This is a genomic window from Polynucleobacter sinensis, assembly GCF_001595985.1.
Classification (GTDB): domain Bacteria; phylum Pseudomonadota; class Gammaproteobacteria; order Burkholderiales; family Burkholderiaceae; genus Polynucleobacter; species Polynucleobacter sinensis.
In genome coordinates, this window is record NZ_LOJJ01000002.1 from 105791 (window position 1) to 130677 (window position 24887).

26 protein-coding genes and 1 pseudogene are annotated in these 24887 nt (G+C 45.4%); 8 read left to right on the forward strand and 19 right to left on the reverse strand.

Annotated features, from left to right (window positions below; genetic code table 11):
• Positions 1 to 16 precede the first annotated feature (16 nt).
• The 7 genes and pseudogenes from AOB49_RS02595 to AOB49_RS12250 all read right to left on the reverse strand — a co-directional run.
• Positions 17 to 340 (reverse strand): P-II family nitrogen regulator, encoded by a 324-nt coding sequence (locus tag AOB49_RS02595; protein WP_062307574.1) that lies wholly within the window; start codon positions 338 to 340, stop codon positions 17 to 19.
• On the reverse strand, positions 337 to 3432 hold the full coding sequence (locus AOB49_RS02600; RefSeq protein ID WP_062307576.1) for an efflux RND transporter permease subunit: 3096 nt from the start codon (positions 3430 to 3432) through the stop codon (positions 337 to 339). The genes AOB49_RS02595 and AOB49_RS02600 overlap by 4 nt, the downstream gene beginning before the upstream one ends.
• Before the next feature lie 5 nt (positions 3433 to 3437).
• Complete coding sequence (locus AOB49_RS02605; RefSeq protein WP_062307580.1) at positions 3438 to 4784, reverse strand: efflux RND transporter periplasmic adaptor subunit; 1347 nt, start codon at positions 4782 to 4784, stop codon at positions 3438 to 3440.
• Positions 4781 to 6046 carry a TolC family protein gene (locus tag AOB49_RS02610; RefSeq protein ID WP_172793387.1) on the reverse strand — a complete coding sequence of 422 codons (1266 nt, stop codon included), beginning with the start codon at positions 6044 to 6046 and terminating at the stop codon, positions 4781 to 4783. Before AOB49_RS02610 ends, AOB49_RS02605 begins: the two co-directional genes overlap by 4 nt.
• A 306-nt stretch (positions 6047 to 6352) precedes the next feature.
• Positions 6353 to 6685 carry a hypothetical protein gene (locus AOB49_RS02615; RefSeq protein WP_062307585.1) on the reverse strand — a complete coding sequence of 111 codons (333 nt, stop codon included), beginning with the start codon at positions 6683 to 6685 and terminating at the stop codon, positions 6353 to 6355.
• Between the two features lie 159 nt (positions 6686 to 6844).
• A complete protein-coding gene (locus AOB49_RS12245) occupies positions 6845 to 7354 on the reverse strand; it encodes a universal stress protein (protein WP_281177802.1) in 510 nt (169 codons plus the stop codon).
• Positions 7355 to 7447: 93 nt separating this feature from the next.
• A pseudogene (locus tag AOB49_RS12250) lies at positions 7448 to 8116 on the reverse strand (TerC family protein); the annotation flags it as partial.
• Between the two features lie 123 nt (positions 8117 to 8239).
• Here AOB49_RS12250 and AOB49_RS02625 point away from each other — a divergent pair.
• Positions 8240 to 9112 carry a LysR family transcriptional regulator gene (locus AOB49_RS02625; RefSeq protein WP_062307588.1) on the forward strand — a complete coding sequence of 291 codons (873 nt, stop codon included), beginning with the start codon at positions 8240 to 8242 and terminating at the stop codon, positions 9110 to 9112.
• A gap of 37 nt (positions 9113 to 9149) precedes the next feature.
• The gene (locus AOB49_RS02630; protein WP_062307590.1) at positions 9150 to 10118 is read left to right on the forward strand and encodes a sodium-dependent bicarbonate transport family permease; all 969 of its coding nucleotides are present in this window, start codon (positions 9150 to 9152) and stop codon (positions 10116 to 10118) included.
• 46 nt (positions 10119 to 10164) lie between these two features.
• On the opposite strand, the gene AOB49_RS02635 is transcribed toward AOB49_RS02630, so the two are convergent.
• From AOB49_RS02635 to AOB49_RS02645, 3 genes are all read right to left on the reverse strand, one after another.
• Positions 10165 to 10731 carry a phasin family protein gene (locus AOB49_RS02635; protein ID WP_062307593.1) on the reverse strand — a complete coding sequence of 189 codons (567 nt, stop codon included), beginning with the start codon at positions 10729 to 10731 and terminating at the stop codon, positions 10165 to 10167.
• Positions 10732 to 10879: 148 nt separating this feature from the next.
• A complete protein-coding gene (locus AOB49_RS02640) occupies positions 10880 to 11695 on the reverse strand; it encodes a peptidylprolyl isomerase (RefSeq protein WP_062307596.1) in 816 nt (271 codons plus the stop codon).
• Positions 11696 to 11753: 58 nt separating this feature from the next.
• Positions 11754 to 12065, reverse strand: coding sequence for a hypothetical protein (locus AOB49_RS02645; RefSeq protein WP_245640592.1), 312 nt, complete (start codon positions 12063 to 12065; stop codon positions 11754 to 11756).
• A 146-nt stretch (positions 12066 to 12211) separates the two neighbouring features.
• Between AOB49_RS02645 and AOB49_RS02650 the strand changes: the two genes are divergently transcribed.
• Genes AOB49_RS02650 through AOB49_RS02660 form a run of 3 tightly spaced genes read left to right on the forward strand, consistent with a single transcriptional unit; the run spans position 12212 to position 13573 of the window.
• Complete coding sequence (locus tag AOB49_RS02650; RefSeq protein WP_062307600.1) at positions 12212 to 12742, forward strand: GNAT family N-acetyltransferase; 531 nt, start codon at positions 12212 to 12214, stop codon at positions 12740 to 12742.
• Between the two features lie 11 nt (positions 12743 to 12753).
• On the forward strand, positions 12754 to 13296 hold the full coding sequence (locus AOB49_RS02655) for an isochorismatase family protein (protein ID WP_062307602.1): 543 nt from the start codon (positions 12754 to 12756) through the stop codon (positions 13294 to 13296).
• Between the two features lie 58 nt (positions 13297 to 13354).
• Positions 13355 to 13573: a hypothetical protein gene (locus AOB49_RS02660; RefSeq protein WP_062307605.1), complete on the forward strand. Its 219-nt coding sequence runs from the start codon at positions 13355 to 13357 to the stop codon at positions 13571 to 13573.
• A gap of 37 nt (positions 13574 to 13610) precedes the next feature.
• Here the strand turns inward: AOB49_RS02660 and AOB49_RS02665 are convergent, their stop codons facing one another.
• Positions 13611 to 13925 (reverse strand): 4a-hydroxytetrahydrobiopterin dehydratase, encoded by a 315-nt coding sequence (locus tag AOB49_RS02665; RefSeq protein ID WP_082784030.1) that lies wholly within the window; start codon positions 13923 to 13925, stop codon positions 13611 to 13613.
• The gene (locus tag AOB49_RS02670; protein WP_062307608.1) at positions 13909 to 14643 is read right to left on the reverse strand and encodes a pseudouridine synthase; all 735 of its coding nucleotides are present in this window, start codon (positions 14641 to 14643) and stop codon (positions 13909 to 13911) included. The genes AOB49_RS02665 and AOB49_RS02670 overlap by 17 nt, the downstream gene beginning before the upstream one ends.
• Positions 14644 to 14648: 5 nt before the next feature.
• On the opposite strand from AOB49_RS02670, the gene AOB49_RS02675 reads away from it, so the two are divergent.
• Positions 14649 to 15275 (forward strand): DUF2889 domain-containing protein, encoded by a 627-nt coding sequence (locus AOB49_RS02675; protein ID WP_245640593.1) that lies wholly within the window; start codon positions 14649 to 14651, stop codon positions 15273 to 15275.
• 15 nt (positions 15276 to 15290) lie between these two features.
• Here AOB49_RS02675 and AOB49_RS02680 read toward each other — a convergent pair whose 3' ends face one another.
• From AOB49_RS02680 to msrP, 5 genes are read right to left on the reverse strand one after another with little or no spacing between them, the layout of a single operon-like run.
• The gene (locus tag AOB49_RS02680; protein WP_062307619.1) at positions 15291 to 16061 is read right to left on the reverse strand and encodes an SDR family NAD(P)-dependent oxidoreductase; all 771 of its coding nucleotides are present in this window, start codon (positions 16059 to 16061) and stop codon (positions 15291 to 15293) included.
• A gap of 54 nt (positions 16062 to 16115) precedes the next feature.
• Positions 16116 to 17054 (reverse strand): MBL fold metallo-hydrolase, encoded by a 939-nt coding sequence (locus AOB49_RS02685; protein WP_062307621.1) that lies wholly within the window; start codon positions 17052 to 17054, stop codon positions 16116 to 16118.
• 1 nt (position 17055) lies between these two features.
• Positions 17056 to 17619: a lipocalin family protein gene (locus AOB49_RS02690; RefSeq protein WP_062307623.1), complete on the reverse strand. Its 564-nt coding sequence runs from the start codon at positions 17617 to 17619 to the stop codon at positions 17056 to 17058.
• 13 nt (positions 17620 to 17632) lie between these two features.
• Entirely contained in the window at positions 17633 to 18223 is a 591-nt protein-coding gene (locus AOB49_RS02695) for a protein-methionine-sulfoxide reductase heme-binding subunit MsrQ (RefSeq protein WP_216634613.1), read from the reverse strand.
• A gap of 20 nt (positions 18224 to 18243) precedes the next feature.
• Positions 18244 to 19206, reverse strand: a complete 963-nt coding sequence (gene msrP, locus AOB49_RS02700; protein ID WP_062307625.1) for a protein-methionine-sulfoxide reductase catalytic subunit MsrP — start codon at positions 19204 to 19206, stop codon at positions 18244 to 18246.
• Positions 19207 to 19343: 137 nt separating this feature from the next.
• Here msrP and AOB49_RS02705 point away from each other — a divergent pair, with 137 nt between their 5' ends.
• Positions 19344 to 20021 carry an energy-coupling factor ABC transporter permease gene (locus AOB49_RS02705; RefSeq protein ID WP_062307629.1) on the forward strand — a complete coding sequence of 226 codons (678 nt, stop codon included), beginning with the start codon at positions 19344 to 19346 and terminating at the stop codon, positions 20019 to 20021.
• Between the two features lie 101 nt (positions 20022 to 20122).
• Here AOB49_RS02705 and AOB49_RS02710 read toward each other — a convergent pair whose 3' ends face one another.
• Positions 20123 to 22360 carry an NADP-dependent isocitrate dehydrogenase gene (locus tag AOB49_RS02710; protein WP_062307632.1) on the reverse strand — a complete coding sequence of 746 codons (2238 nt, stop codon included), beginning with the start codon at positions 22358 to 22360 and terminating at the stop codon, positions 20123 to 20125.
• 250 nt (positions 22361 to 22610) lie between these two features.
• On the opposite strand from AOB49_RS02710, the gene AOB49_RS02715 reads away from it, so the two are divergent.
• Positions 22611 to 23804, forward strand: a complete 1194-nt coding sequence (locus tag AOB49_RS02715; protein WP_062307635.1) for an MFS transporter — start codon at positions 22611 to 22613, stop codon at positions 23802 to 23804.
• Here AOB49_RS02715 and AOB49_RS02720 read toward each other — a convergent pair.
• Complete coding sequence (locus tag AOB49_RS02720; RefSeq protein WP_062307638.1) at positions 23801 to 24817, reverse strand: DUF6352 family protein; 1017 nt, start codon at positions 24815 to 24817, stop codon at positions 23801 to 23803. The two genes, AOB49_RS02715 and AOB49_RS02720, sit on opposite strands and share 4 nt — an antisense overlap.
• Between the last annotated feature and the right edge of the window lie 70 nt (positions 24818 to 24887).

Consider the following 24887-nt stretch of genomic DNA (forward strand, 5'->3'; position numbering starts at 1 on the left):
GGACTTCAGATCGAGCTTAGGCTGTCGTCTTCGAAATAAAGAAGGCTTTGGGTACTTCAGTGCACCAAACGACACCATCGCCCACTTGACCCGTCTGGCAAATGGCAACGATACGGTCCATAAAAACCCCGGCGATCTCGTCGTTGCAGACAATCTCTATCTTGACCTTAGCGGAATAGTCCGTTAATTCATCCTTGATATTTGATTTGCCGGAACGGCTTGGAGCGCTACAGCCTTCGACTTTAGTAACAGTCATTCCAGGAAACCCGGGAGTCTCCAGTAAGGCCGCTCTTAATGCGGCCAACTTATTAGGGCGAATCACCGCCTTCACTTCCATCATGCTTCCACCTCTTTATCTTCAAACCATCTATATAGGATTGGGAGTACTAATAACGTTAATGCGGTTGATGTCACCAAACCAGCAATGACAACCGCCGCCAGCGGTCTAGTCACTTCAGACCCTGGACCGCCAGAAAATAGCATCGGCACTAGAGCCAACATCGCTACCGAAGCAGTCATCATCACAGGCCTAAAACGATGACCACATCCATGCAATAAAGCATCCTCCATGGAGTACCCATCCTCACGCAATTGCTTGATAAAGGAAATCAGTACCACTCCATTTAATACCGCGATTCCCCAAAGATTAATAAAACCAACCGCTGCAGGAACGGATAGATATTCACCTGTTAGAAATAAACCAAATACACCACCAATCGAAGCAAAAGGTAAGACCAAAATAATGAGTCCCGCTAGCTTCATTGACCTAAAAAGCATGAATAACAAGAAATAAATTGCCAAGATAGTCAAAGGAATAATGATCATCAAGCGCGCCATCGCTCTTTCCATATTCTCAAACTGACCGCCCCACTGCAACGTGTAACCTTGAGGTAATTCAGCCTGCTTAGCGATTAGAGTTTGAGCCTCCTTCACAAAACCGCCCAAGTCTCGACCCTCCACATTAACGCCTACCACTAAGCGGCGCTTACCGGATTCTCGAGAAATCTGTGCCGGACCATCGACTAAAGAAATTTCCGCCAAATCACGCATCAATACTTGCGCACCATCTGGTGAATGCAGAATGATATTTTCAATCGCGTCAATCTTATTTCTATAAGAGGCAGGGTATCGAAGAACCAGCGGGAAACGTCTTTCTCCCTCATAAATCGTGCTAGCCTGCTTGCCACCAATAGCCGTCTCAATGACCTCATTCACATCGGCAACATTAATTCCATAACGAGCGATGGCATCTCGATTAATTTTGATATTGAGATAGTTCTGTCCTGAGGCCTGCTCAATTCGCAAGTCGTTGCTGCCCTTCATCTTGGTCAAAATCTGACTGATCTGTGCACCAAGTTTTTGCAAAACAACGAGGTCATCTCCAAAAATCTTAATCGCCACTTGAGAACGAACCCCTGAAACCATTTCATCAACGCGTGCTGCGATTGGCTGGGAAATCGATAACTCAATACCAGGCAGGGTTTTTAATTTATCCCGAATCTCTTGAGCAATCTCTTCCTGGCTAAATTTACGATCACCCAAAGGCTTGAGAGTGACGATTGGGTCGGACTCATTAGGCTGCCCAGGATCTGCAGGAGATTCCCCCTTGCCTAAGCGGGAGACGGCCATCTGCACGCCAGGAATCGTCATAATGCGCCGAATTGCCTCAAACTCTAGCTTAATAGACTCATCTAATGAGATATTTGGAGCGCGCACAATCACCGGCGTAATGGATCCTTCTTGCATCACAGGAATAAAGGCTTTACCCAATAGTGCGAACCCAAGCAAACTCACAACCAAGGCTATAAGCGATCTTTTTACTACCAATTTAGGATTGGCCAAGCTCCAATTGAGCCAACGCTCATAAGGGGCACGCATACGCGCCACTACCTTGGTGTCATCCTCACTCCCGCCTTTGAGGATGTAAGAGCAGAGTACCGGCGATAGAGTAAAAGAAAGTATTAGAGAAATCGTCAGAGCAATCGCAATAGTAATTGCCATTGGGGCGAACATTTTCCCTTCCATACCCTCAAGCGATAACAGGGGCATGAAAACCAAAATAATGATGCCAACACCAAATAGCACTGGCTTACCGACTTCCGAAGCTGCCTCCAAAATAATCCGGTTTTTGGATTCACCAGACTTTAGTCTTTCGCCCAACTTTGCAAAGGTATTCTCGACTACCACCACTGATCCATCCACCATAATGCCAATTGCAATCGCAAGACCACCCAACGACATTAAGTTCGCAGAAATTCCATAACGATTCATTACCAGGAAAGTGAGAAGCGGCGTCAGAATTAAGGTAGCGACAACAATGAGTGATGAGCGTACATCACCTAGGAATAGGAAAAGCAAAATGACTACTAAGATGACACCCTCGATTAATACCTTGGCCACATTAAACATGGCGGCATTCACGAGATCAGTTCGATCATAGAAAGGGACAATTTGTAAGCCGTCTGGGAGTAGCTTGCCCTCGTTAATTTCAGCAACTTTGAGCTTAATTCGATTGACAACTTCGCGGGCATTACCGCCACGAATCATTTGAATGATGCCGGCCACACTCTCGGTATAACCGTTTTTAATCGCAGCACCTTGTCTAATCTCACTGCCGATAGTGACTTCAGCCACATTCTTCACATAAACCGGAATCCCCTTTACTTCTTTGAGAATAATTTTTTCAATATCTTCCGGCTTTGTAATCAATCCTACGCCTCTAATTAAATAACGCTCAGAATAGGTTGGCAACTGTCCGCCGCCCGAGTTGGCATTATTTCTTGCTAGCGCTTCATAAACTTCACGCAAACTGATTTGATAGTGGCGTAAGCGTTCAGGGTTGACAAGCACTTGATACTCACGCGCATAACCCCCTTGAGTGTTAATTTCTGCCACACCTGGGATAGAGCGCAACATAGGTCGCACAATCCAATCTTGAATAGCACGTCGATCCTCAAGCTCTTCAACCGTAAGTTGTTTATTGCCATCTGAAGGATGATCCAAGGTGTATTGATAAATTTCACCCAGGCCTGTTGAAGGCGGTGCCAAGACTGGAGTAATACCAATAGGCATTTTGGAAGCAACCTCAATCAGACGCTCGGTCACTAACTGTCTCGCAAAATACAGTTCTGTTTTATCTGTAAATACTAAAGTGATAATAGAAATACCATTGCGATTCAGTGAACGCATCTCGGTGAGCCCTGGCAAACCCGTCATCGCCAATTCAATCGGTACCGTCACAAAACGCTCTACCTCTTCAGGAGATCTTCCTGGCGCTTCCGATGCAATCTGCACTTGAACGTTAGTCACATCAGGAAACGCATCAACAGATAAACGTTTTGTTGCGAGCAAACCCGCCACCATCAAAACAAGAGCAATGATGACGACTAGCAATCGCTGCTGCAGCGAGAGGCGAACTATCTTCTCAATCATGAGCTCTATCCACCGCTCAACTGTCGTTTACGTTCCGCATTCAAATGAAATGCGCCATTGACTGCAATTTCTTGGTCCTCTTTAAGGCCAGAGATCACCGGGCGATACCCCTTCCCTTCGGGTCCCAGCTTGACGGCAACCATGCGATAGGTATCACCATCTTCGCGGATAAATACATGATCATGGTTATCTTCACGAATCACGGCACTCACAGGGACTAATAGTCTTTCGGTGGGCTGACTCTCAATCAACATGGTGGCCAACATCCCAGGCTTAATTAAGCCATCCTTATTAGGCACGTCCATGCGCACAACCACCGTGCGTGTTTGCGGATTCACAATAGAAGATACGTGAGCGACAACCCCTTCAATTTCAGCATTCCTCAAGGCTGGAATAATCAAATTAATTTTCTGGCCCTTATGTATCAAATAGGCATTACTTTCTGGAATTTCTGAAACAGCCCATAAAGAATCTAAGTCAGCTACTGTAAAGAGGGCATCAGCAGGCTGAACCACCTGCCCTTTATTAATTTTTCTCTCAACAATTTCACCAGGGATTGTGGCAATAACGTTGTTAATCGATTCAATTACGCCAGACTTTGCCAGGCGATCAATACTGGGCTGATCCATTCCCTGCACTCGAAGCTGATCATTTGCAGCCCGAAATTCAGCCTTAGCACTACTGGCCTCCGCCTCACGCTTTTGCAATTCTGCCAAGGCAATCACATCTTCCTTATACAAAATTCTTGCGCGATTAGCAGCCTGATCCGCCAGCTGACTTGCGCTCTTTGCTTTTAAGTAAGAGAGCTGAGATTGCGTTAACTCAGTCGAAGTAATCTTAGCTAAAACATCACCCTGCTTTACAAGCTGGCCAGGGATAGCCAAGATTTCAGAAACGCGACCGGTCACATTGGCACCAATGCGCGATAAGAACTGCTCATTGAAATCAATACGCCCTGATGCACGCAACTCCTCAACAAAAGAGCCGGTATAGATGCGCCCATCAGTGATCATATTACGCAAATCATCATTCACAATCACGACGTTAGGATCTTGAACGGACTTAATCGATGGACTACGATCAAACACATTGAAGTAATTCAGGACAATTAAGAATAAGCATAGCCATGGCAAATAGAACAAACCTTTTTGCGCCCACTGCGGACTTTTGTCATATTGCCGCGCTACAGCAGGTGCATGAGAAACAAACCATTCATGGGTATAGTTGTATAAATCATTCTGAGCCTTCAGAGTGAAGGCGATGCAGTCTTTTAAGTAGACTTTCGCCATTGCCATATAGTGGCTATATAGAACCTTTGTCTTATCGACAACTGCCATCCATTTTTGCTTCATTGCTTTCCGCTCTCTATCTTTGCAATCCATTCTGGGGTTGCTCTCAAACGCTGTATCTCTGTTACTACTGAAGCCAAATCAAATCGAGCCTTAATCAAATCATTACGAGCCACTCTGAATGTTCTTTGTGCATCCAAGTATTCCAACATGCCACGCTCTCCATAGCGATAGGAGACCTCTGCAATGCGCCTTGCACTCGAAGCCAACTGCACAACCTCTTGATCTAATATTTTTACTTGATAACTCGTCATCTGATAAAGCTTATAAGCAGTCTCAAGCTGTTGCTCCAAACTTTGACTCTGCGCATTGAGCTGATTCTTTGCCCTAGAAGCATTAGCCTCGGCCTCCGCAATTTGACCGCCCTTGAAATCCCAAATTGGAATACTCACGACTAATCCATAAAGTCGATCCGTGAAGTTTGGATCGTTATATTGCTGAGCCTTAAAGGAGAGTTTAGGCAAGCGTGAATTTTGTTCAAAACTCAATTTAGACTCCGTAGCCTCAACCTCTGCTTTCGCTCTTTGAAGCTCGGGACTCTGGGCTTGTAGCTCACTCAATAACACTGGCAACGGTGGTAGAGGCTCTATTTTTGGCGTTTGAGAAACCACTTCAAAGTCTGCGGGTAGTTGATGTCCAACCACTTGGCGCAGCTGACCTTTAGCTTGCTCGACCCTGAGTCTGCTTGATTCAGAATTAATTTGAGCATTTAAAAATTCAGTTTGAGCACGAATCAATTCAAAACGGGCTGTTTCACCAACATCGTAACGAACCTGCATGCGATCTCGAATTTGTTTTGTCAGGCTCATATCCTCATCAGCCGCCTTTAACTCAGCCTCACGACGCATCAGTTCATAAAACCGTTGCTGCACCCTAGAAATAAGCTCAATCTCAAAAGCAATACGACCCGCCTCAGCCGCACGAACGTTCGCTTGCGCAGCATTTACCCTAGGAAATCTCGTGTAAGGCATGTCTAAGGGCTGTGTAACCGCCCAAGATGAAACGTTGCCAGTCGTCAAAGGGCCAGATACCGATTTTTGCTGGCCCGTATTGATCTCAAACTCAGGGTTTGGAATTGCGCGTGCAGTGGAGAGTTGCCCCCTCACCGCCTTTGATTGATCCCTTGCAGCCAAAACCTGTGGGCTTGTCTCGAGCGCTAGAGTAATTAACTCATTAACACTGAAGGGCTTTTGACCTTGTGCCTGCACTCCAGTTGCCAAAAAAGCGCAAATGGCAAAAATTAAGCAGGTTTTTAGGTGATTCATCAAGTCGATTTTAGAAAATAAATAAGATTCATCATTATCTCGCTGACTTGACTTGCGGGTCGGACAAATTCCCCAAATCAGGGCTGTAGACACTGTTTTGATCAGATTACGCTGCAATGGGGGCAATAAAATCAAGAGATAACCATTCATTAAAATTGAAATGGTCTTGCCCTGAACTGAATTCACTTGTACACCGGACCAAATGGTCGAATTGACGGCATACAAGACCCATTACTGGGCAGGCTACTCCCCATACGCTTCATTAGATCATATTTACAGAGGGACGCTTAAATATAGGCGATCTGTCTAAACATATACATGCTTAGACATGCGCCCGTATTTTTGACTCTTGTGAAACGCCTTTTGCACATGCTTATAGATTTTCTTCAAACCCATATTCAGGGCAGTATGCTTATCTCGCGCTGTAATACTGACTTCAATTTGTTGATGATCAAATGTCTCCAAACTAATCTGGCAATTTTGATTACAAGCAGTTTTGGATTGAGGAATCAAGGAATATCGCACCTTAATTTTTCGCACCATCCAAAAAAGACGCTTTAAGGAAAACTTCACCCGATTCTCAGTGAATGTTTTTAATTCTGGCTCTACCACTTCCTTCGTTTCTAAAATCACATTCATATAAACCCCTCCTATAGTGAAGACAGCTTCAGAATAGTGTGTAATTTATTCTTAATAAAGCAGAATTTATTTGATTTTAATTCAGTATTTAACTGAATATTTTGTGAACAAAAAAAATGCCCTCGTAAGGAGGGCATAAAGAGAACAGCAGGATGAAAATTAATCGATTACCACAGCCATTAAGGCTGTAGCGGCGCCGGCACCAAGAGCTGGGATACCCCAACGCTCGAGAACAGGCAAGGAGTTTCCAGTAACCACCTCAACTGGAATATCACTTATCTCCAGTAACTTGGCCGTTGTAGAGTTTTCAAATAATCTACTTAAAGAATTTTTCTTTGAGGTGCCAATGACAATGCGGTTGCATCCAAGACGGATAGCCTCATCGTAAATTGCCTCCCCTTTATCCCCAGTGACATAGCTAAACGAAAAATTGAGTCCTTGCTTTTCCAAGAGAGCGGATGCGGAGGCTGCAGCCAGTTTAGCCCTATCAGCTTGCCACTCGTGAATAGTTTGCTTAGTTAAGAACTTACTAATGTGCGTATACAGAGTAGGCTGCACATTGCATAAATAGAAATGAGCATTTGGATCTTGACCGTAAGTTCTGACGGCATGCTTTACTGCCATATCTGAATTTTTTGAATCATCAACGGGAATCAGAATTTTATTCATTTTGTTCTCTCCAAGATTGTGAGACTGCTGTGGTGAAACTACACTTGCGAGCTCAGGAGTGACAACCGCAGGAGCAATGACCCCCTCAAGCGCGCGCCTACTTTTAACAAAACCGCCAGACAAAACACCCAATACAACTGCCACCTGAATGATGTACTCCAAAGCAGGACTTTGAGATGCAAGCCATTCCTGGGAAATAGGCTCTGAAGTCATCATTTTTGCTGCTGTCCATGCCAATACGCCAGCACCCAAGTAAGTCACTGAAGGGAAGCGCTCAACGAGCTTGAGTATTTGCGTAGATCCCCAAATGACAACTGGGATGCTAATTAACAGACCCAGAACAACCAATACATAACTTCCATGTGATGCGCCAGCGACTGCAAGGACGTTATCCAGACCCATCACCGCATCAGCAATCACAATGGTTTTCATAGCACCCCAAAAGGTAGTAGAGGCCTGACCATGCTCTTCACCGTCTTGCGCAGGGTTTAGCAAACGGTAAGCGATCCAAACCAGTAGCAAACCACCGATCAACATCAAGCCAGGGATCTTGAGCAGGTAGACAACCAGCAAAGTCATCGCACTTCTGACTGCGATAGCGCCGACAGCGCCCCAAACAATGGCTTTCTTTTGCAAATACGCCGGGAGGTTTCTAGCGGCCATCGCAATCACGATCGCGTTATCCCCTGCCAAAACCAAGTCAATCACAATAATCGCTAGTAATGCCGAAAAAAATTCCGGGCTAAATAGTTCCAATTTCATCTCCTCATTAAATAAACACCCCATGAATTCCATGGATTTCTATGGGGTTAATGTAGGCGGTTCTGCATGAAACAAAAAGCAGAGATATATTGATACTAATTTCGTAAAAACCTGACAATTAAAATGCTCTATAACTATCGCCACCTCTACTACTTCTGGGTTGTTGCCAAAGAAGGCAGCATGTCAAAGGCCGCTGAGCGCCTCAATATCGCCATTCAGACCATTAGCGCTCAGGTTCACGAGCTTGAAAAATCGCTGGGATATCTCCTTTTTAAGCCTGCCGGACGTGGAATTGCTCTGACAGAACCAGGCTTTGCCGCACTGGAAATTGCCGATCAAATCTTCCTCCTGGGAGAAAAATTACCAGAAGCGGTTAGAGAAGCTGCCAGTTCTCCAAAGACAAAAATTACGATTGGGGTATCCGATGGCCTACCCAAGTTAGTCACCAGACAACTCCTTGAGCCCATTCTCGAGAAAAATGATGTTCAATTAATTGCCCATGAAGGTGAGTTCGAAGATCTTCTAGCTGACCTAGCCCTACATAGATTAGATATTGTTTTAGCGGACAGGCCGGCACCCAGCAATAAAAATCTTCATGTCTACAGCGAGGAACTCATCAAATCATCGATTGCCTGGTTTGGCCCCAAGAAGGTACTTAAAAGATCCAAGAAACCATTTCCTCAATGCCTCAATGAATTACCAATTCTTTTACCCACCTCGCATTCAAAAGTGCGCCATCTTATTGATCAATGGTTTGCACAAAACGGCATCCACCCTAATATTGCCGGAGAATTTGAAGATAGCGCCCTGCTGAAAACTTTCGCAGCAAGCGGCCTTGGCGTCTTTCCTGCCGGAGATATTATTGAAAAAGACTTGAAGGACACATACCAAATTGAAATGATTGGAAAGAGTGAGGATATTTACGAATACTTTTATGCGATTCGATCTGAAAAGAAAATTCAACACCCATTAATAGAGGCCATCATTAAACGCTAGTCCACCAGGGCGTTACAGAGCAACTACTGAACTCATCATGACAAACTTTCTAGATCCCGCAATTCTCTTTTTTATATTCGGTGTATTTGCCGGTGCCGTTAAATCGAATCTAGAAATCCCTCAACCAATCTCACGATTTCTCTCGCTTTATCTCTTAATGGCTCTTGGCCTCAAGGGTGGATTTGCCTTACATAAATCAGGATTCACTACAGAGATTGCATTCTCTCTAGGGTTAGCAATCTTCTTAGCCGTCCTCATCCCACTTATTGGTTATCGGATTCTGAGGACCAAACTCAACGCATTCGATGCTGCAGCTATTGCCGCAACCTACGGTTCAGTCAGTGCAGTGACCTTTATCACTGCCACTCAGTACTTAGGTCAATTGAATATTGCTTATGGCGGTCATATGGCGGCCGCCATGGCGCTCATGGAATCTCCGGCCATTATCTTGGCGATAGTGATGGCAAATAAAGCGAGATCGATACACGCAAATCAAACTCAATCTGAGATTAAACCAACGGGAATTTCCAAAATATTGCACGAATCATTTACCGATGGCGCTCAACTATTACTGCTTGGCTCAATGGTGGTTGGATTAGTCAGCGGAGAGGCAGGCCAAAAATTAATGGCGCCATTCTCGATTGACCTTTTCAAAGGCATGCTTGCATTTTTCTTGCTCGATATGGGTTTAATGGCAGCTAGAAACATCAAAGGACTCAAAGGCAAACCCTCGATTACTCTCGTTTATGCGATTTGCTCGCCACTATCACATGCCCTCATTGCGCTGGCTCTATGCAAACTCATTGGGCTGCCGCTGGGCAATAGCATCTTACTCATGGTGCTTGCTTCAAGCGCTTCCTATATCGCCGTCCCAGCAGTTTTGCGGCACGCTTTACCAGAGGTAAATCCCGCACTCTACATGGGCATGTCTTTGGGCATCACATTTCCATTTAACATTATTTTGGGCATACCGCTCTACACCATACTTGCCAAACAAGTACTATAAGCTCGCGCCCATCAATTTGATGGGGCAGGTTTTTCAATTACGCAATTTATTTACGCTTCTTTGATGACGTTGAATCACTTTTGTTTTGCATGGCAGAGAGATTTTTCATGTTCTCGACACTCTCTTGAAAATTCACAAATGAATCTGCCATGGCCGCACGAATTAATTCAAAATTCTGTAAAGCGCTACTAAAAGATGTTTTAAAGACTGAGGTATATGGCTCAGTACCAGCTGGTGCATTCTGTGTTGCCTCATTCACAAAGTGAATCAAGTCATGCTGCGACTCTTTGATCATGGACTCGGCAATCTTAGCGAGCTCTTTATTGCCGCTTGCTAAGGCCTCAAACAATTTTGCCTGGTACTGCGCTACCTCTTTAGCAGCATCTTGGAGAACTTCAGCATGGACATAATCAAATGCTGACTTAGGGTCCTGTGTTTTCATGAGATCGGCAACCTTACTTTGCAAACGCTTACCCAGCTCCTGAGCTGCTTGTTGATTGAGTTGAGCGATAGCCTGGGCGCTAGTAAGTGCCACTTGCCCAACGGCTTTTGCCGTTTCCATGTTTTTAGCTTGCTTTGCCATGACATTTAAATCAAATGGATTCTTACTCATTGCCACCCCCTTGGTTACACAACCAATGAATCAGTTGATATGAAATCTAATCTACTCTCGATTGCGATACATTCAGATAGAGAAATACCACTAGAGACCATTAAAAAAGGCGCCACAGGGACGCCTTTGAGACTTGCTTCCAATAGATTTATTGGACAGCGATATTGGCATTCTTACGCAATTGGGACAAAAACTCGAATTGCTTTCTTTGCAATAAGGCATTGCGGATAGGGGTCTTTGCCTGCTCAAAAGCAGGTGGCTTAGTCGTTCTTTTATCCTCAAGCTTAATTAAATACCAACCCTGAGGCATCTGAATAGGCGCCGGTGAAACCTGACCCTTAGGGAGGGTTGTCAAAACAGCCGCAATCTGAGGCAAGGTTTGGCCGGCTTGCACCCATCCAACCGCTCCGCCCTGAACCTTATTTGGAGCCAACGAAACACTTTTTGCAACCTTATCAAAGGACTCGCCTTTTTTAATTCTTGCTAAAGCAGCCTGAGCATCAGCTTCGGTCGCAACGGCGATATCACTCACCTTGTACTCCACCACCATACCCTGTGGACCTAAAGAAGCAATCTCTCGATCGTACTCGGCCTGCACATCTGCATCGGTGACAGGATTATTCGCAACGTAGGTGGAGAGCTCCAAATCCGCTAAGTAACTTTGACGAATGAATGCCAACTGGCGATTCGCCTTATCTGAATTAGCTAAACCATCGCGTTCAGCTTGTTGAGCTAATAAAGAGATATCGATTAACTTACCAACAATCGCCTTACGCAACTCTGGCGAATCCTTTTGCCCCTGGGCCAATGCCGCCTGAATCCCCTGCTCTACTGCATCATTGGAAATGATCATGCCATTGACTGAAGCAGCTGCATTGGGTGGCAATGCGCCCTGAGAAAATGCAACACCTATTGTCGATAGCGACAAAAAGGTAACGGTAAGGAGGCGGTTCAATAATTTCACAGGATCTCTTTTTTCAAAATGGAATCACTCAATAGTAGCAGGACTGAACTGCACTTATTTAGAATGCGATCGTACTGGGCAGAGGCATAAATGGTGCAGCAGATTGCGTTTCTTGCGCCTCAGCCTGTGCCTCACCTTCCGGACTACTGAGATAACGCGCGTTTAAATTAGATTCTGGCTTGCGTTCAGAGGGAATGAGACTGGGGTCGATGGGGCCCATAGGCGTCTCTGCCGGCGCAAGTGGCTGTTGATTAAATTCCTGAATCTGCTCAGGGGTATAAGGGGAGAAAGTTTGTCCTTGCGCTGGCAATGCCAACATCCCCATGCACATCCAGAGAGCAATCAGTACTATTTTTTGTTTTATTGTCATCACATCCATCAATATACCTAGAATAATGAAATCTGCAGTTAATACCAGCCGGTCGGCATGAATGGAGCTACATTGAAAGCAAAACCCTTTGTTGAATAGAATAAAAGCGCTATTCTGAGAGAACCATCGACAGCCCGTGAGCCCTCATGAATCGATCCACAGACCAAGCGCCTCAAGTCTACCCCCTAGGCAACGGATCGCACTACACCATTCGCCCGATTCAGGCAGATGACAGGGATCGCATCCTTAAACTATTTGATCAACTCTCACCTGAAAGTCGCTACCTTCGTTTCGCTCATGCAATCTCTAAGTTACCGGATGAGTTTCTCGAAGATATCTTGCACTTGGATTACAAGACTGAATTGGCTTTACTCGCAGTGACCCAAAACGCATCTGGCACGGAAGAAGTCATCGGGATAGCGCGCTATGTCACCCCTCCCAATCTCCAAGAATGTGAATTCTCCATCAGTGTCAGCGATCAATATGCCTCACATGGCATTGGTACCCATCTCATGATTGATCTGATTGCTCATGCGAAACGCAATGGGCTAAAGACGATGATGGGTTATGTATTAAGCGCAAACTCAAAAATGCTCAAGCTAGTCAGTGAGCTTGGGTTTCAGATTAGCAATCTCACCGATGAAGCTGATTTTAGAATAGTCAGTCTCGCCCTATAAGTAAGCAGAACATGCAAAAGCCATTTCACATTCACGCTACAACCTCAACGCTAGTGCTGATTGATTTACAAGCACGACTGATGCCGGCGATTGATCAAGCAGACGCTGTTTTAAATCAGTGCATTCGTCTAGCAAAGATTGCCACATTACTCAATATCCCCATTATTGGCACAGAGCAAAGTCCCAAGAGTCTTGGAAGAAATCTGGAGAGTATTCAATCTTTTTGCAAGAACACCATCACCAAAGAACATTTCAATGCCTGCGCTGATGGTTTAATTGAAGTATTGCCTCTACAGCGCCCACAATTAATTCTGGCTGGCTGTGAGACGCATGTCTGCCTAATGCAAACCGCCCTCAAACTCATTGAGCTGAAATATGACGTCTCGGTGGTTGTCGATGGCGTTGGTTCACGACGAGCCTTAGATAAGGAAATTGCTCTTGATCGTCTAAAGACAGCGGGAGCTAGACTAATCACAACTGAAATGGTGGCGTTTGAGTGGTTAGAGTCCGCCCAAAATCCACTCTTTAAAGAAGTTCTTTCGTTAGTGAAGTAATACTACTGGGCGACGGTTGTTTTATTTGCTATTCTGCAGCATCAACTAAAGGATAAACATGAGCAACGATAACCAAACCCAAAACGATGAAGATTTTGACTATGGGTGCGAATGCGCCATGGAGCTCCTCAACGAGCCGACAGAAGATCGCCTCAATGACTTAATTGACGAACTCGACGAAGATGGCATGATTGCTACCGAAGTTGTCTATGGACTCTTAGCCACCATCCTGATGAGCATCACCTCTGAAGATGAGGATGAAGACGAGGCACACTAAGTCACACTAAAGCGCGCTAAGGCGCGTTTTTTAATTCCTAGCCCGCTAAAACATCTTTAGAAAATTGATCCATGGTCTTAGCCATAGTGAGATCTAGCTGCGTAAGCGCATTTGCCGAATGGGTAGTCAAAGATACGGCCACCCTATTCCAGGAGTTTGACCAGTCCGGATGATGATTGAGCTCTTCCGCCAGATTTGCACATAGCGACATAAATTGAAACGCACTCTTGAAATCGGGGAATATAAATTCACGGGACAAGACTTTTGAATCCGCGCTCACTTGCCAATCAGGCAAATCTGCAATGAAGTCATTTAGCGAATTGGGAGGGTTTGATTTAGACAATGGGCGCATCTACACTTTGAGAAAGCATCTTCAGATCATCTGGATAGAGCCAACGCCATTGACCTTCAGCTAAATCGTTAGGCATAACATAGCGACCAATTTCAGTACGATGTAATTTGGCAACATGATTTCCGACTGCAGCCATCATGCGCTTCACTTGATGGTAGCGCCCCTCAACAATAGTCATTGCAATGACATTCTCATCCAAACGCCGACATGCCGTAGCTAAGCACGGCCTGGGATCATCATCCAACACTACCCCATTGAGTAAATGGTCAATTTGTTTTTGTGTAATCGGCTCAGGAGTAGTAATCTCGTAAACCTTACCGATATTCTTTTTGGGCGTGGTCATCTTATGAATAAATTGACCATCATCCGAAATTAAAATCAATCCAGTAGTGTCAAAATCTAAACGTCCCACACACTGGAGACCGCGCTCCACAAACGGTTTTGGCAATAAGCTGTAGACACTAGGGTGATGCGTCGTTTTGTGTGAGCACTCGTAATTCGGGGGCTTATTAAAAGCGATATAGGCTTTTTCATGGAACTCCCAATCTTTGCCCTCTACATTTAGTACGAGATTTTCTGTAGAAATGCGCTCATCGGGATCCTCCGCCAAAACACCATTGACCTTAACTAGATCTGCATAGACCAAGTCACTGCAATAGCGCCTGGTTCCAAATCCTTGGCTAAATAAAATTTTTTCGAGGGAAAGTGGTTTGGCCATAACTGATGCCGAGAATACTACAAAGCGGCTGGATTTTGCGACTATCAAATGAAGCCATTATCATGAGGGTTCAGGACAAACCCAGAACTACCCATCCCATGCTATCAACTCCAACACCCAGAACCCCATTACATACACGTGAAATTATTTTTCAAGGCTATGAGCGCGAGGATGGATTGTGGGATATTGAGGCGCACCTCAGCGATTGTAAATTTCAGCCATTCATCACAGGCAACAAAACCTGGGAGCCAGGAGAAGCGTTTCATGACATGTGGGTTCGCCTCACCCTCAATCGCGAACTAGTCATACAGGCGATTGAGGTAGCCATGGATAGCCATCCCCACCCGGAATGCCCCGAAGTCATTCCGCCAATGGATGCCTTAATTGGAGCTCGTCTTGGTAAGGGCTGGCGTAAAACTATCAATGAACATTTGGGTGGGATTAAGGGTTGTACACATCTACGCGAACTTCTCGCGAATATCGCTACTGCAGCGTTTCAATCCATTCCCGGGGCGCTATTTGATCCCGACGACAATAAGCCACCACTATATTTGGGTACCTGCAAATCTTGGGATTTTGACGGTCCTGTAGTACTTCGCCAATATCCCAAGTTTTATCGCTGGAAGGGTTAAGCGCTCTTGAGAGCGTTATAGCGCACCGCGATGAATATTAAATCCATTGAAGGCCTGCTGAACTGGCATTAGTTCTAATGAATTAATATTCACATGGCTTGGCAAAGTGGCAGACCAGTAAATCGCTTCAGCCACATCATCTGCGGTCAAGGCCTTCACACCGCTATATACCTTACCAGCCTTATCATCATCACCCTTAAAGCGGACATTTGAAAACTCTGTGCCGCCACATAAGCCGGGCTCTACACAAGTCACTCTCACTGGGGTGCCAATAAGGTCTGCACGTAAATTCAGGCTAAATTGCTGAACAAAAGCTTTAGTGCCGCCATAAACGTTCCCACCCGGATAAGGGTAATTCGCAGCGACCGAGCCCAAGTTAATGATATGACCACACTTACGTTCAACCATGCCTGGCAAGAATGCTCGGGTCATATGCACCAAGCCCTTAATGTTGGTATCAATCATGCGATCCCAATCTGATAGCAATGCTTGATGTGCGGGCTCAAGGCCTAAGGCTAAGCCAGCGTTATTCACTAGCACAGTCACTGCTGCAAATTCTGCGGGCAAGGCATCCGCCAAATGATCTACCTTATTAGCATCACACACATCCACAGATAAGGTCAGCAACTTCTTTTGCTGTTCCTGCGCAAGAGAAGCCTTAAGAGATTCCAAGCGCTCGACTCTTCGGCCCAAAGCAATCACGCGATGACCATGCGCCAGAAAACGTCTCGCTGTCGCCTCACCAAATCCAGAAGTTGCACCAGTGACTAATACAGTATGTTCCATGATTTTTTGTACTCTTTAAGTATATGTTTTAGGTTGATTTACTTTGATGTGAAATCAGTCGAGATTAACTAAGCGATCTTGCTCAATCATTGCTGCTTTCGATTTCACTAAAGCTTGTGGTAGCCACTCTTGAAAATCGGGAACACTCAGATTGAGCTGCTTGCGAATATTTTCAAGCACTGGTGTCTCTGCAATCCATTGACGGACGCGATTTATTTCCATGCTACGCCACTCTAACAGCTTGTATTTTAGCAAGACCTTAGCGCCATGACGTGCGTTACGGTCTGCGTTACTCGATAGGTAATCCAACCTAGATCTTGCGGTAGCGATTGCTACAGCCACATTGGTAAACGGTTTACCATGGCCGGGTATAACCAATCCCACCGGCAACTGCTCAATTAAATCCAGAGTCTGCGCAACCTCTTCAAAACCACCGTCTCCCCAGAGCTCTGGAAAAATCACTCCAAAGCCATCCTCCCAAAGCGCATCGGCTGAAATCAAAATCTGGTGTTCGGCCTGATACAGCATGATCGAATGATGGTCATGCCCTGGCGCAGCCAAGATCTGCCAACGGTATTGACCCAGTAGAACTTCTTCACCAGGCACCAGTAAGCCCTGATGAGAGAACCTAGGACAATCTTGCCCCAGATTTCGATAACTTAATTTACCCTCATCCCAAGACCCAACCGCCAAATCTTCAGCAACTGGAATCAAAATATCACACCCGAATTTCTTCAACAGCATGGCATTACCGCCGCAATGGTCTGAATGCAGATGGGTGTTAATTACCTTATCCAATTGAGGAAGTTGATGCCGCTTAAGTGCATTGATTACTAAGTCCAAAGTCAGCTGCTGGTGTGCGCAATAGCCACTATCCACCAAAGAGACATCCTGCTCGCCAAATAGAAAGATGTTGTTAGCTGACAGCCAACCCCTCTCAAATATTTCAATTCCGGGAGGCAATAGAAAATTGCCGATGCGTCTTTCATTCATGCTAATTTTTTTGTACGGTGATTTCTAGCTTACGCACGTCAAATTGTTGCTGCTTTAAGCGCTGCAATATGTCGTCATAAACCTTGGGGTCAAGTTGCGGAGTCCTCGAGAGTATCCAAAGATACTCTCGTCTTGGATCACTGACTACGGCTACCTGATATTGCGGATCTAAGTCAATCACCCAATAATCACCCCATACAAAAGGGAACAGTGATAGCCATGCTGGAGCAAATCGCACTTCCAATTTAGGCGAGTCCTTAGGGCCAATCTGACGGGCTTCGCCCTCCGCCTCAGACACATCGCCATTGGCCGTTTTGCAACTATTGAGCACTTTAAGATTGCCATCCGCCCTCAAGGAATAAACCGCTTTGGTATTACTCACGCATTTCTTCTGAAACCAATTCGGAAATTTTGCGATCTCATACCAGGTCCCTAAATATCGAGGAACATCTAAGGTGGCAATCGTCTTCACAGGAGGAGGCTCGCTGACCTGCGCAATTGCCAAAGGGCTGGCTCCTGATGCCAGCATGAAAAGTATTGGTGCCAATACTGAAAGTAGCTTCATATATAAATTGGAATTATTGAAAGAATTTAAGATTTAAGCGCTGACGAATATATGGAATCCTACAGCACAAGAGAGCTAGGATCACCATCGCGTAAATACTCACGGTCTCGATATCGTTTTTAGCGGATTTATGCCACCAGTAATGCAAAATAGCAATGCATGCAATGATGTATACCAGGCGATGCAAGAGTGACCAACGTCGTCCCAGCATTCTTTGTGCCCAATGGTTTGAGCTTAGAGCAAGCGGAATAAGCATCATCAAGGCAATAAAGCCCATCGTAATAAAGGGCCGCTTCAAAACATCCTGCCACATCGCCACCAGATCAAAACTGTGATCTAACCACAGCCAAATTCCAAAATGAATACTGGCATAGAAAAAACAAAAGAGACCCAACATTCGTCGATAACGAATCCAAGTAACTGAATTGGTCAGCAGTCGCAATGGCGTCATCGCCAAAGTAAGACATAAAAAGACTAAGGCCCAAGTTCCCGTCGAACGCGTAATAAATTCAATCGGATTGGCGCCCAGTCCATCCGTAAAGCCCAGCCATATGAGGCGATCAAGCGGTAGCAACGCTAATATGAAAATCAGGGGCTTCATCATTTAGGACACATCAAGCCGACTCAATAGTATTTTTTGAGATCCATACCGGCATACATACTAGCCACTTGATCGGCATAGCCATTGAACATTTGGGTTCTAATCTTTGGCGCAAACACACCCTTAGGATCGCCAATTCGACGTTCAGTGGCCTGACTCCAGCGAGGATGATCTACTGCCGGATTAACGTTGGAATAAAAACCATACTCTCGAGAATCAAACTGACTCCAGCTCGTCTTTGGCATCTCTTCAGTCAAACGAATTTTGACAATTGATTTTGCACTCTTAAATCCATACTTCCAGGGCACCACAATCCGTACGGGAGCGCCATTTTGCTTTGGCAGAACTTCTCCGTAAAGTCCAAATGTCAATAAGGTCAGGGGATTCATGGCCTCGTCCAAACGAAGTCCTTCCCGATAGGGCCACTCGATAATTTGACTCTTTAATCCTGGCATTTGCTTGCGATCAGCTAACGAAATAAATTCCACATATTTAGCCGAACCCAGAGGCTGAACATAATTCAATAGCTTTGATAAAGAATAGCCATCCCAAGGGATCACCATAGACCAACCTTCTACACAGCGCATACGATAAATACGCTCTTCCATTGGTGCTAACTTTAATAAGGCATCAATATCTAAAGTAACGGGCTTTTTTACCAAGCCTTCAATGGTGACTGTCCATGGCTTCGTCTGCAAACTACCCGCATAAACAAATGGGTCGGTCTTATCAGTGCCAAACTCATAAAAGTTGTTATAACTCGTTACGTGCTTATAGCTTGTTGGCTCATCACCAACGACATAACTTGGATTTGGCGTTGCCGCGAGCCGTTGGGGACCATTTGCCAAAGCCTCCCGAGAAAACCAAGGCGCAAGGGCCAAACCAAAAGCACCTGCCGCTGCCGATTGAATCAGTTGACGGCGGTTTTCAAATACCGCTTTAGGAGTAATTTCGCTAGAGCGCACTATTTTCTGATGAAAAGACATTGCAAGACCCTTTGCTAATATTCAGGATGGAGACTGGGATACCAATCATTCTCCTACGGTTAGCAATTTATTGCTCAAGACCTCTTGATTTCTAATAGGGTTAAATCCAATACCTCCGGGCAGCCAAAAGCAGTTAAATGGGGTTTTCATCACCCCAAAAGGTCACTATGGCTTGGATCTTATCGGCTTGCGCTATCTTTTTGCTGGGCGTTTATCAAAGCCGTCATGGGGTTCTGCTGCAGCCTCGCCTTAGAAATCTATTTCTCTCTTGCATTGTGTTGCTGGCGGTAGCTTGGAATATTCGCGCCCACCTACCCAATAGCAACATCGACAACTTTATCGACCTCTCATTTCACTTTTTTGGCGCATCATTGCTTGTTGCACTTTTTGGATTTTGGAGTGCAATTACCTTGCTATTTATCGTAGCCTTAGTTGGCGTATTTGGCTTAAGTGGGGACTTGGTAGAGGCTAGTCGACACTATATTGTTGTGAGCGTGACGCCTGCGATTTTGGCTTATGGAGTTATCCAAGCGGTTCACCGCTTTTTACCAAAACATTTATTTGTGCTTATTCTCGGTAATGGGTATTTAGCAGCCTTCATGAGTACCTTTATTACCGGTGTCATGATTTATCTCCTGCAACTCCTTTTTGATATCAACTCTTTTGGCTCAAATGACCCACTAGGGTGGTTCTTAGGCCTACTCATCCTCTCCTTCATGGAGGGCTCTCTCTCCGGTATGCTGCTAGCTATTCTTCTAGTCTATAGACCGCAATGGGTCAGCACCTATCAAGAAGATGTCTATATGAGCGCGTGAGTTCAATTGCGGCAATGACCGCAATAGGTCGAAAAAAAGGCAAACCAGATGGTTTGCCTTTTTTACTTACCAGCAATGAAAGCCGAAGCTACTTAAGCCACTTAAGCCGCTCTAGCTGCTTTCAAGATTGCGTTCAAGGTTTGACTTGGGCGCATCACTGCTTTGCACTTCTCTGGGTCAGCCACATAGTAACCACCTATGTCCGCTGGCTTACCTTGAACTGCCTTGAGTTCGTCAGCGATCTTCTGCTCATTCTCAATCAAGGCCTTAGCGATCGGAGCAAAGTGCGCCTGCAATTCTTTATCTTCGGTTTGCGCAGCCAAAGCCTCAGCCCAGTACATCGCCAAGTAGAACTGGCTACCACGGTTATCGAGCTCTCCAGTACGTGGTGAAGGTGACTTATTGTTATCCAACAATTTACCTGTTGCCTCGTCCAAAGTACGGGCCAAAATCTTGACCTTTGGATTACCGGTCTTATCGCCAATATCCTCAAGAGAAACCGCCAAGGCCAAGAACTCGCCAAGCGAATCCCAACGTAAATGGTTTTCTTCAACTAATTGCTGAACATGCTTCGGAGCAGAGCCGCCGGCACCAGTTTCAAAAAGGCCACCACCTGCCATCAATGGCACGATAGATAACATCTTCGCACTAGTACCAAGCTCCATGATTGGGAATAAGTCGGTAAGGTAATCACGCAAGATATTGCCAGTTACTGAAATCGTATCTTTGCCGCGAATGACACGCTCTAAGGTGTAACGCATTGCACGAGTCTGGGACATGATTTGAATATCAACGCCTTCCAAATCGTAGTCTTTCAAATAAGTCTTTACCTTCTTAATCAACTCAGCTTCATGCGGACGGTACTCATCCAACCAGAACACCGCTGGAGTGTTTGAGAGACGCGCGCGATTTACGGCCAATTTAACCCAGTCACGAATCGGCGCATCTTTTACCTGACACATACGCCAGATGTCGCCCTCTTCTACATTCTGCTCGAGCAATACTGTGCCGTCATCAGCCACAATACGTGCCACACCCGCCTCTGGAATCTCAAAAGTCTTATCGTGTGAACCGTACTCTTCAGCTTGCTGAGCCATCAAACCGACGTTTGGCACAGTACCCATAGTTGTTGGGTCAAAGTTACCGTGAGTCTTACAGAAGTTAATCATCTCTTGATAAATACGCGCGAAGGTACTTTCAGGAATCACTGCTTTGGTGTCATGCAAACGGCCATCAGCACCCCACATTTTTCCGCCAACACGAATCATCGCAGGCATGGATGCATCGACGATCACATCGCTTGGAGAGTGAAGGTTGGTAATGCCTTTTGCGGAATCAACCATCGCCAACGCCGGACGATGTTCATGGCAAGCGTGAAGATCTTGAATAATCTCTTCACGCTTAGACTCTGGCAGAGTTTTAATCTTGTCATACAAACTACTCATACCATTGTTAGGATTAACGCCCAACTCTTCGAACAACTTAGCGTGCTTAGTAAATGCGTCTTTATAGAAGATCTTCACTGCGTGACCAAACACGATTGGGTGAGAAACCTTCATCATGGTTGCCTTGACGTGCAATGACAACATCATGCCGGTCTTATAAGCATCTTCGATTTCTTTTTCATAGAATTCACAAAGTGCTTTTTTGCTCATGTACATGCTGTCGATAATTTCGCCAGCCAATAAAGAGACCTTAGGCTTTAAAACAATAGTCTTGCCACTCTTGGTAACCAAATCCATCTTCACATCACATGCCTTGGTCATTGTCATTGACTTCTCACCTGCGTAGAAGTCACCACCATGCATATGTGATACGTGCGTGCGGGAGGCCTGGCTCCACTCACCCATTGAATGCGGATGCTTACGGGCATAGCGCTTCACTGCATTTGGAGCGCGACGGTCAGAGTTACCTTCACGCAATACTGGATTTACCGCGCTACCCAAGCACTTGGAATAACGAGTACGAATCGCTTTCTCAGCATCATTTTTAGGATCATCTGGGAAATCAGGAATCTTGTAGCCTTTAGCTTGCAACTCTTTGATTGCGGCTACCAACTGAGGAACTGAGGCACTAATATTAGGCAACTTAATAATGTTAGTGTCTGGCAGCAAAGTCATACGACCAAGCTCAGCCAAATTATCAGAAACCTTTTGCTCTTCGCTTAAGCAATCTGAGAACTCTGCCAAGATACGTGCCGCAACAGAAATGTCGCTCTTAACAATTTCCACTCCAGCAGGCGCTGTAAAAGTGCGAATAATTGGCAGAAATGCACAAGTCGCCAATAGCGGCGCTTCGTCTGTCAGCGTGTAAATGATCTTTGATTTCTCTGAAGCCATTGATATTTCCTCAATATTGATAAATTTTAGGTTTCGGCCTTTACCGAAACACTCTCAGATTCCGTGCGTCACACTCCAAGCGCTTTTGACTGCTTTTTTGCGTACTTTGCGCACAAGACCAAGAAGGCTATTTTAAATCATCGCCCAAGGCGATTTCGAGGGATTTAGGCACCAAATCAGGTGAAGAAGGGCAAATTAAGGGATTCCACCAAGATTATGGCAATTTCAAATACGCCGTAAACTGCGACACATGACAAATAAGCACCCACTGCTCAATAAAAATCTAGTTCTCCTGATCCTTTGTCAGGGCCTTTTTCTTACCAATAACGTGACATTTATTGCTATTAATGGGCTGGTTGGCTTGAGCTTAAGCCCGGTTGCTTGGATGGCCACGCTGCCAGTGATGGGTTATGTAGTGGGTGGTGCCTTCTCCACCTCCATTGTTGCTAAGTCTCAAAATCGCTTTGGCCGAAAAATCTCTTTTCAGCTTGGCTTGCTAGTGGCAGTTTTTTCAGCTCTACTCTGCGCATACGCGGCAATCTCAAAGAACTTCTGGCTCCTAGTGTTGGGTACCTTTATCGCTGGCTACTACAGCGCCAACGGGCAACTCTACCGTTTTGCCGCTGCTGAACTAACCGTTGCCAGCCAAAGAGATAAGGCGGTTTCCTGGGTCTTGGCTGGCGGCATTCTGGGGGCGGTGATTGGACCTAATTTAGCTTCCTGGACTAAGAATCTGTTTGACACTGCTTTTCTAGGCGCTTACCTCACGCTCTCTATTGCCGGAGTAATTGGGATCATTGTGATGCAATGCATTCATTTTCCCGAAGAATTTAAAACCCAACACTCCCTCTCGGCCGGCAGGGACCTCAAAACCCTTCTACGTCAACCCGTCTTTATGGTCGCAGTGATTTGTGCGGCCTTAGGTTATGGCGTCATGAATCTGCTCATGGCCGCCACCCCGCTTGCTATGCAAATCTGTAGCCTGCCATTCTCAGATACGGCACTGGTATTGGAGTGGCATGTCATTGGCATGTTCGCACCCGGCTTTTTTACAGGCTCGCTGATTCAGCGCTTTGGCACTTTAAAAATTATGGGCATCGGCGTTGTCTTAAATCTAATTTGCATTGCGATTGCCTTAAGTGGTGTGGAGTTACATCAATTCTTAATCGCACTATTTTTACTCGGTGTGGGTTGGAATTTTCTATTCACCGGATCGACCTCATTAGCAATGACAGCCTACCGACCAGAAGAACGAGACAAAGCGCAGGCAGTAATTAATTTCTTTGTCTTTGGCACAATGGCCTTTACTTCATTTGGGTCTGGGGCCCTCATCACCTCTCAGGGATGGAACATCCTTAATCTAGGGTCCCTTTTGCCAGTATTCGTTATCGCGGCAGCGTTGATCTGGCTAGGCATCCAAAGAAAAACCTTGGCAAAAGTTTAAGAGCTTTTCGCCAGAGGTAAGTTAAATAAAACGTTCTGCGGTTTGAGCTTTAATTGCATCTGCGCATTCATTGCAATACCCATGTATACGGGCTTGCCGGCCTGACCCACCGCTTGTGCAGCCTCATCTACAAAGTCAAGACGGAACAAACAGATAATTTTTTCCAAGGTTTCGGTATCAACCAATTCTTTGTTGTAGAGCGCATTCAAAATTTCTGTAGCGCTGGCATCCAACCCTACATGCCAGGACCATTTGGGATCAGTAATTTGCTGCATTGGTGTAATGCGTGTCTGCACCCCAAGAAAATGCCCGATCCATTTCTCAAGTACACGACAAAAATGATTAATGGGTGGCTGACCAAAATTCAATTGCACCGCAAATTCATAGTCTTCATTTTTATCCCAATACAGCTGCGCATTCTCTTCGTGAAGAACATCCAAATCAATTGAGCGCATCGTCATTGACTTGCCCTTGAGCAAATCCATGATATTGCCCGTCTCACCCGCTTGAGCATTGCGGGTAACGATCTCATCATCAGCACCCATCACGATGCCATCATCAAGTACGCTAATCTTTTGGGTTCTGTAAAAGAGCTCGCCCATTCGAGCATCTAGAGGGTGACAATCTTCACCGAGAATATGACGCACAAATATTTGCGCAAGGCCCGCAATGAATAAAGGAGGCACATCAACACCATCCCCTTTAAATAAACTCATATAAAAGCTCTCAAGCGAATTCGCATCCAATAACTTAGCGCGATAACGAAGCCATACTCGGTAATTCTCCTGAATATCCTCATCGGCCATTGCCGCGATTTCTGAATCAGCAACGAGAGCACGAGGGTCATCCATCAGACGTTGATGAAGAGCGCACTCGGCTACGCACGATTCGGGAATTAAATTTAACTCTGGACGATGCAAATAAGTCCGCAAGAAATCATCTGTTACCAATAGCTGGTTATCCGAACCAACTGTCAGGGTTGTGTAGGCAGAATGAGGCCAGAAATTGGGCATAAGGATTCGCTAAAACAAAAAGATAGAGCTCAGAATATACTAGGCCTTCAATTTCAGCTAAAGAGGAAAA

Bases quoted from the DNA above. Each gene is read 5' to 3' on its own strand.
- AOB49_RS02595 (WP_062307574.1), bottom strand. From the start codon at position 340: ATGATGGAAGTGAAGGCGGTGATTCGCCCTAATAAGTTGGCCGCATTA.
- AOB49_RS02600 (WP_062307576.1), bottom strand. From the start codon at position 3,432: ATGATTGAGAAGATAGTTCGCCTCTCGCTGCAGCAGCGATTGCTAGTC.
- AOB49_RS02605 (WP_062307580.1), bottom strand. From the start codon at position 4,784: ATGAAGCAAAAATGGATGGCAGTTGTCGATAAGACAAAGGTTCTATAT.
- AOB49_RS02610 (WP_172793387.1), bottom strand. From the start codon at position 6,046: ATGAATCACCTAAAAACCTGCTTAATTTTTGCCATTTGCGCTTTTTTG.
- AOB49_RS02615 (WP_062307585.1), bottom strand. From the start codon at position 6,685: ATGAATGTGATTTTAGAAACGAAGGAAGTGGTAGAGCCAGAATTAAAA.
- AOB49_RS12245 (WP_281177802.1), bottom strand. From the start codon at position 7,354: ATGAATAAAATTCTGATTCCCGTTGATGATTCAAAAAATTCAGATATG.
- AOB49_RS02625 (WP_062307588.1), top strand. From the start codon at position 8,240: ATGCTCTATAACTATCGCCACCTCTACTACTTCTGGGTTGTTGCCAAA.
- AOB49_RS02630 (WP_062307590.1), top strand. From the start codon at position 9,150: ATGACAAACTTTCTAGATCCCGCAATTCTCTTTTTTATATTCGGTGTA.
- AOB49_RS02635 (WP_062307593.1), bottom strand. From the start codon at position 10,731: ATGAGTAAGAATCCATTTGATTTAAATGTCATGGCAAAGCAAGCTAAA.
- AOB49_RS02645 (WP_245640592.1), bottom strand. From the start codon at position 12,065: ATGACAATAAAACAAAAAATAGTACTGATTGCTCTCTGGATGTGCATG.
- AOB49_RS02650 (WP_062307600.1), top strand. From the start codon at position 12,212: ATGAATCGATCCACAGACCAAGCGCCTCAAGTCTACCCCCTAGGCAAC.
- AOB49_RS02655 (WP_062307602.1), top strand. From the start codon at position 12,754: ATGCAAAAGCCATTTCACATTCACGCTACAACCTCAACGCTAGTGCTG.
- AOB49_RS02660 (WP_062307605.1), top strand. From the start codon at position 13,355: ATGAGCAACGATAACCAAACCCAAAACGATGAAGATTTTGACTATGGG.
- AOB49_RS02665 (WP_082784030.1), bottom strand. From the start codon at position 13,925: ATGCGCCCATTGTCTAAATCAAACCCTCCCAATTCGCTAAATGACTTC.
- AOB49_RS02670 (WP_062307608.1), bottom strand. From the start codon at position 14,643: ATGGCCAAACCACTTTCCCTCGAAAAAATTTTATTTAGCCAAGGATTT.
- AOB49_RS02675 (WP_245640593.1), top strand. From the start codon at position 14,649: ATGCCGAGAATACTACAAAGCGGCTGGATTTTGCGACTATCAAATGAA.
- AOB49_RS02680 (WP_062307619.1), bottom strand. From the start codon at position 16,061: ATGGAACATACTGTATTAGTCACTGGTGCAACTTCTGGATTTGGTGAG.
- AOB49_RS02685 (WP_062307621.1), bottom strand. From the start codon at position 17,054: ATGAATGAAAGACGCATCGGCAATTTTCTATTGCCTCCCGGAATTGAA.
- AOB49_RS02690 (WP_062307623.1), bottom strand. From the start codon at position 17,619: ATGAAGCTACTTTCAGTATTGGCACCAATACTTTTCATGCTGGCATCA.
- AOB49_RS02695 (WP_216634613.1), bottom strand. From the start codon at position 18,223: ATGATGAAGCCCCTGATTTTCATATTAGCGTTGCTACCGCTTGATCGC.
- msrP (WP_062307625.1), bottom strand. From the start codon at position 19,206: ATGTCTTTTCATCAGAAAATAGTGCGCTCTAGCGAAATTACTCCTAAA.
- AOB49_RS02705 (WP_062307629.1), top strand. From the start codon at position 19,344: ATGGGGTTTTCATCACCCCAAAAGGTCACTATGGCTTGGATCTTATCG.
- AOB49_RS02710 (WP_062307632.1), bottom strand. From the start codon at position 22,360: ATGGCTTCAGAGAAATCAAAGATCATTTACACGCTGACAGACGAAGCG.
- AOB49_RS02715 (WP_062307635.1), top strand. From the start codon at position 22,611: ATGACAAATAAGCACCCACTGCTCAATAAAAATCTAGTTCTCCTGATC.
- AOB49_RS02720 (WP_062307638.1), bottom strand. From the start codon at position 24,817: ATGCCCAATTTCTGGCCTCATTCTGCCTACACAACCCTGACAGTTGGT.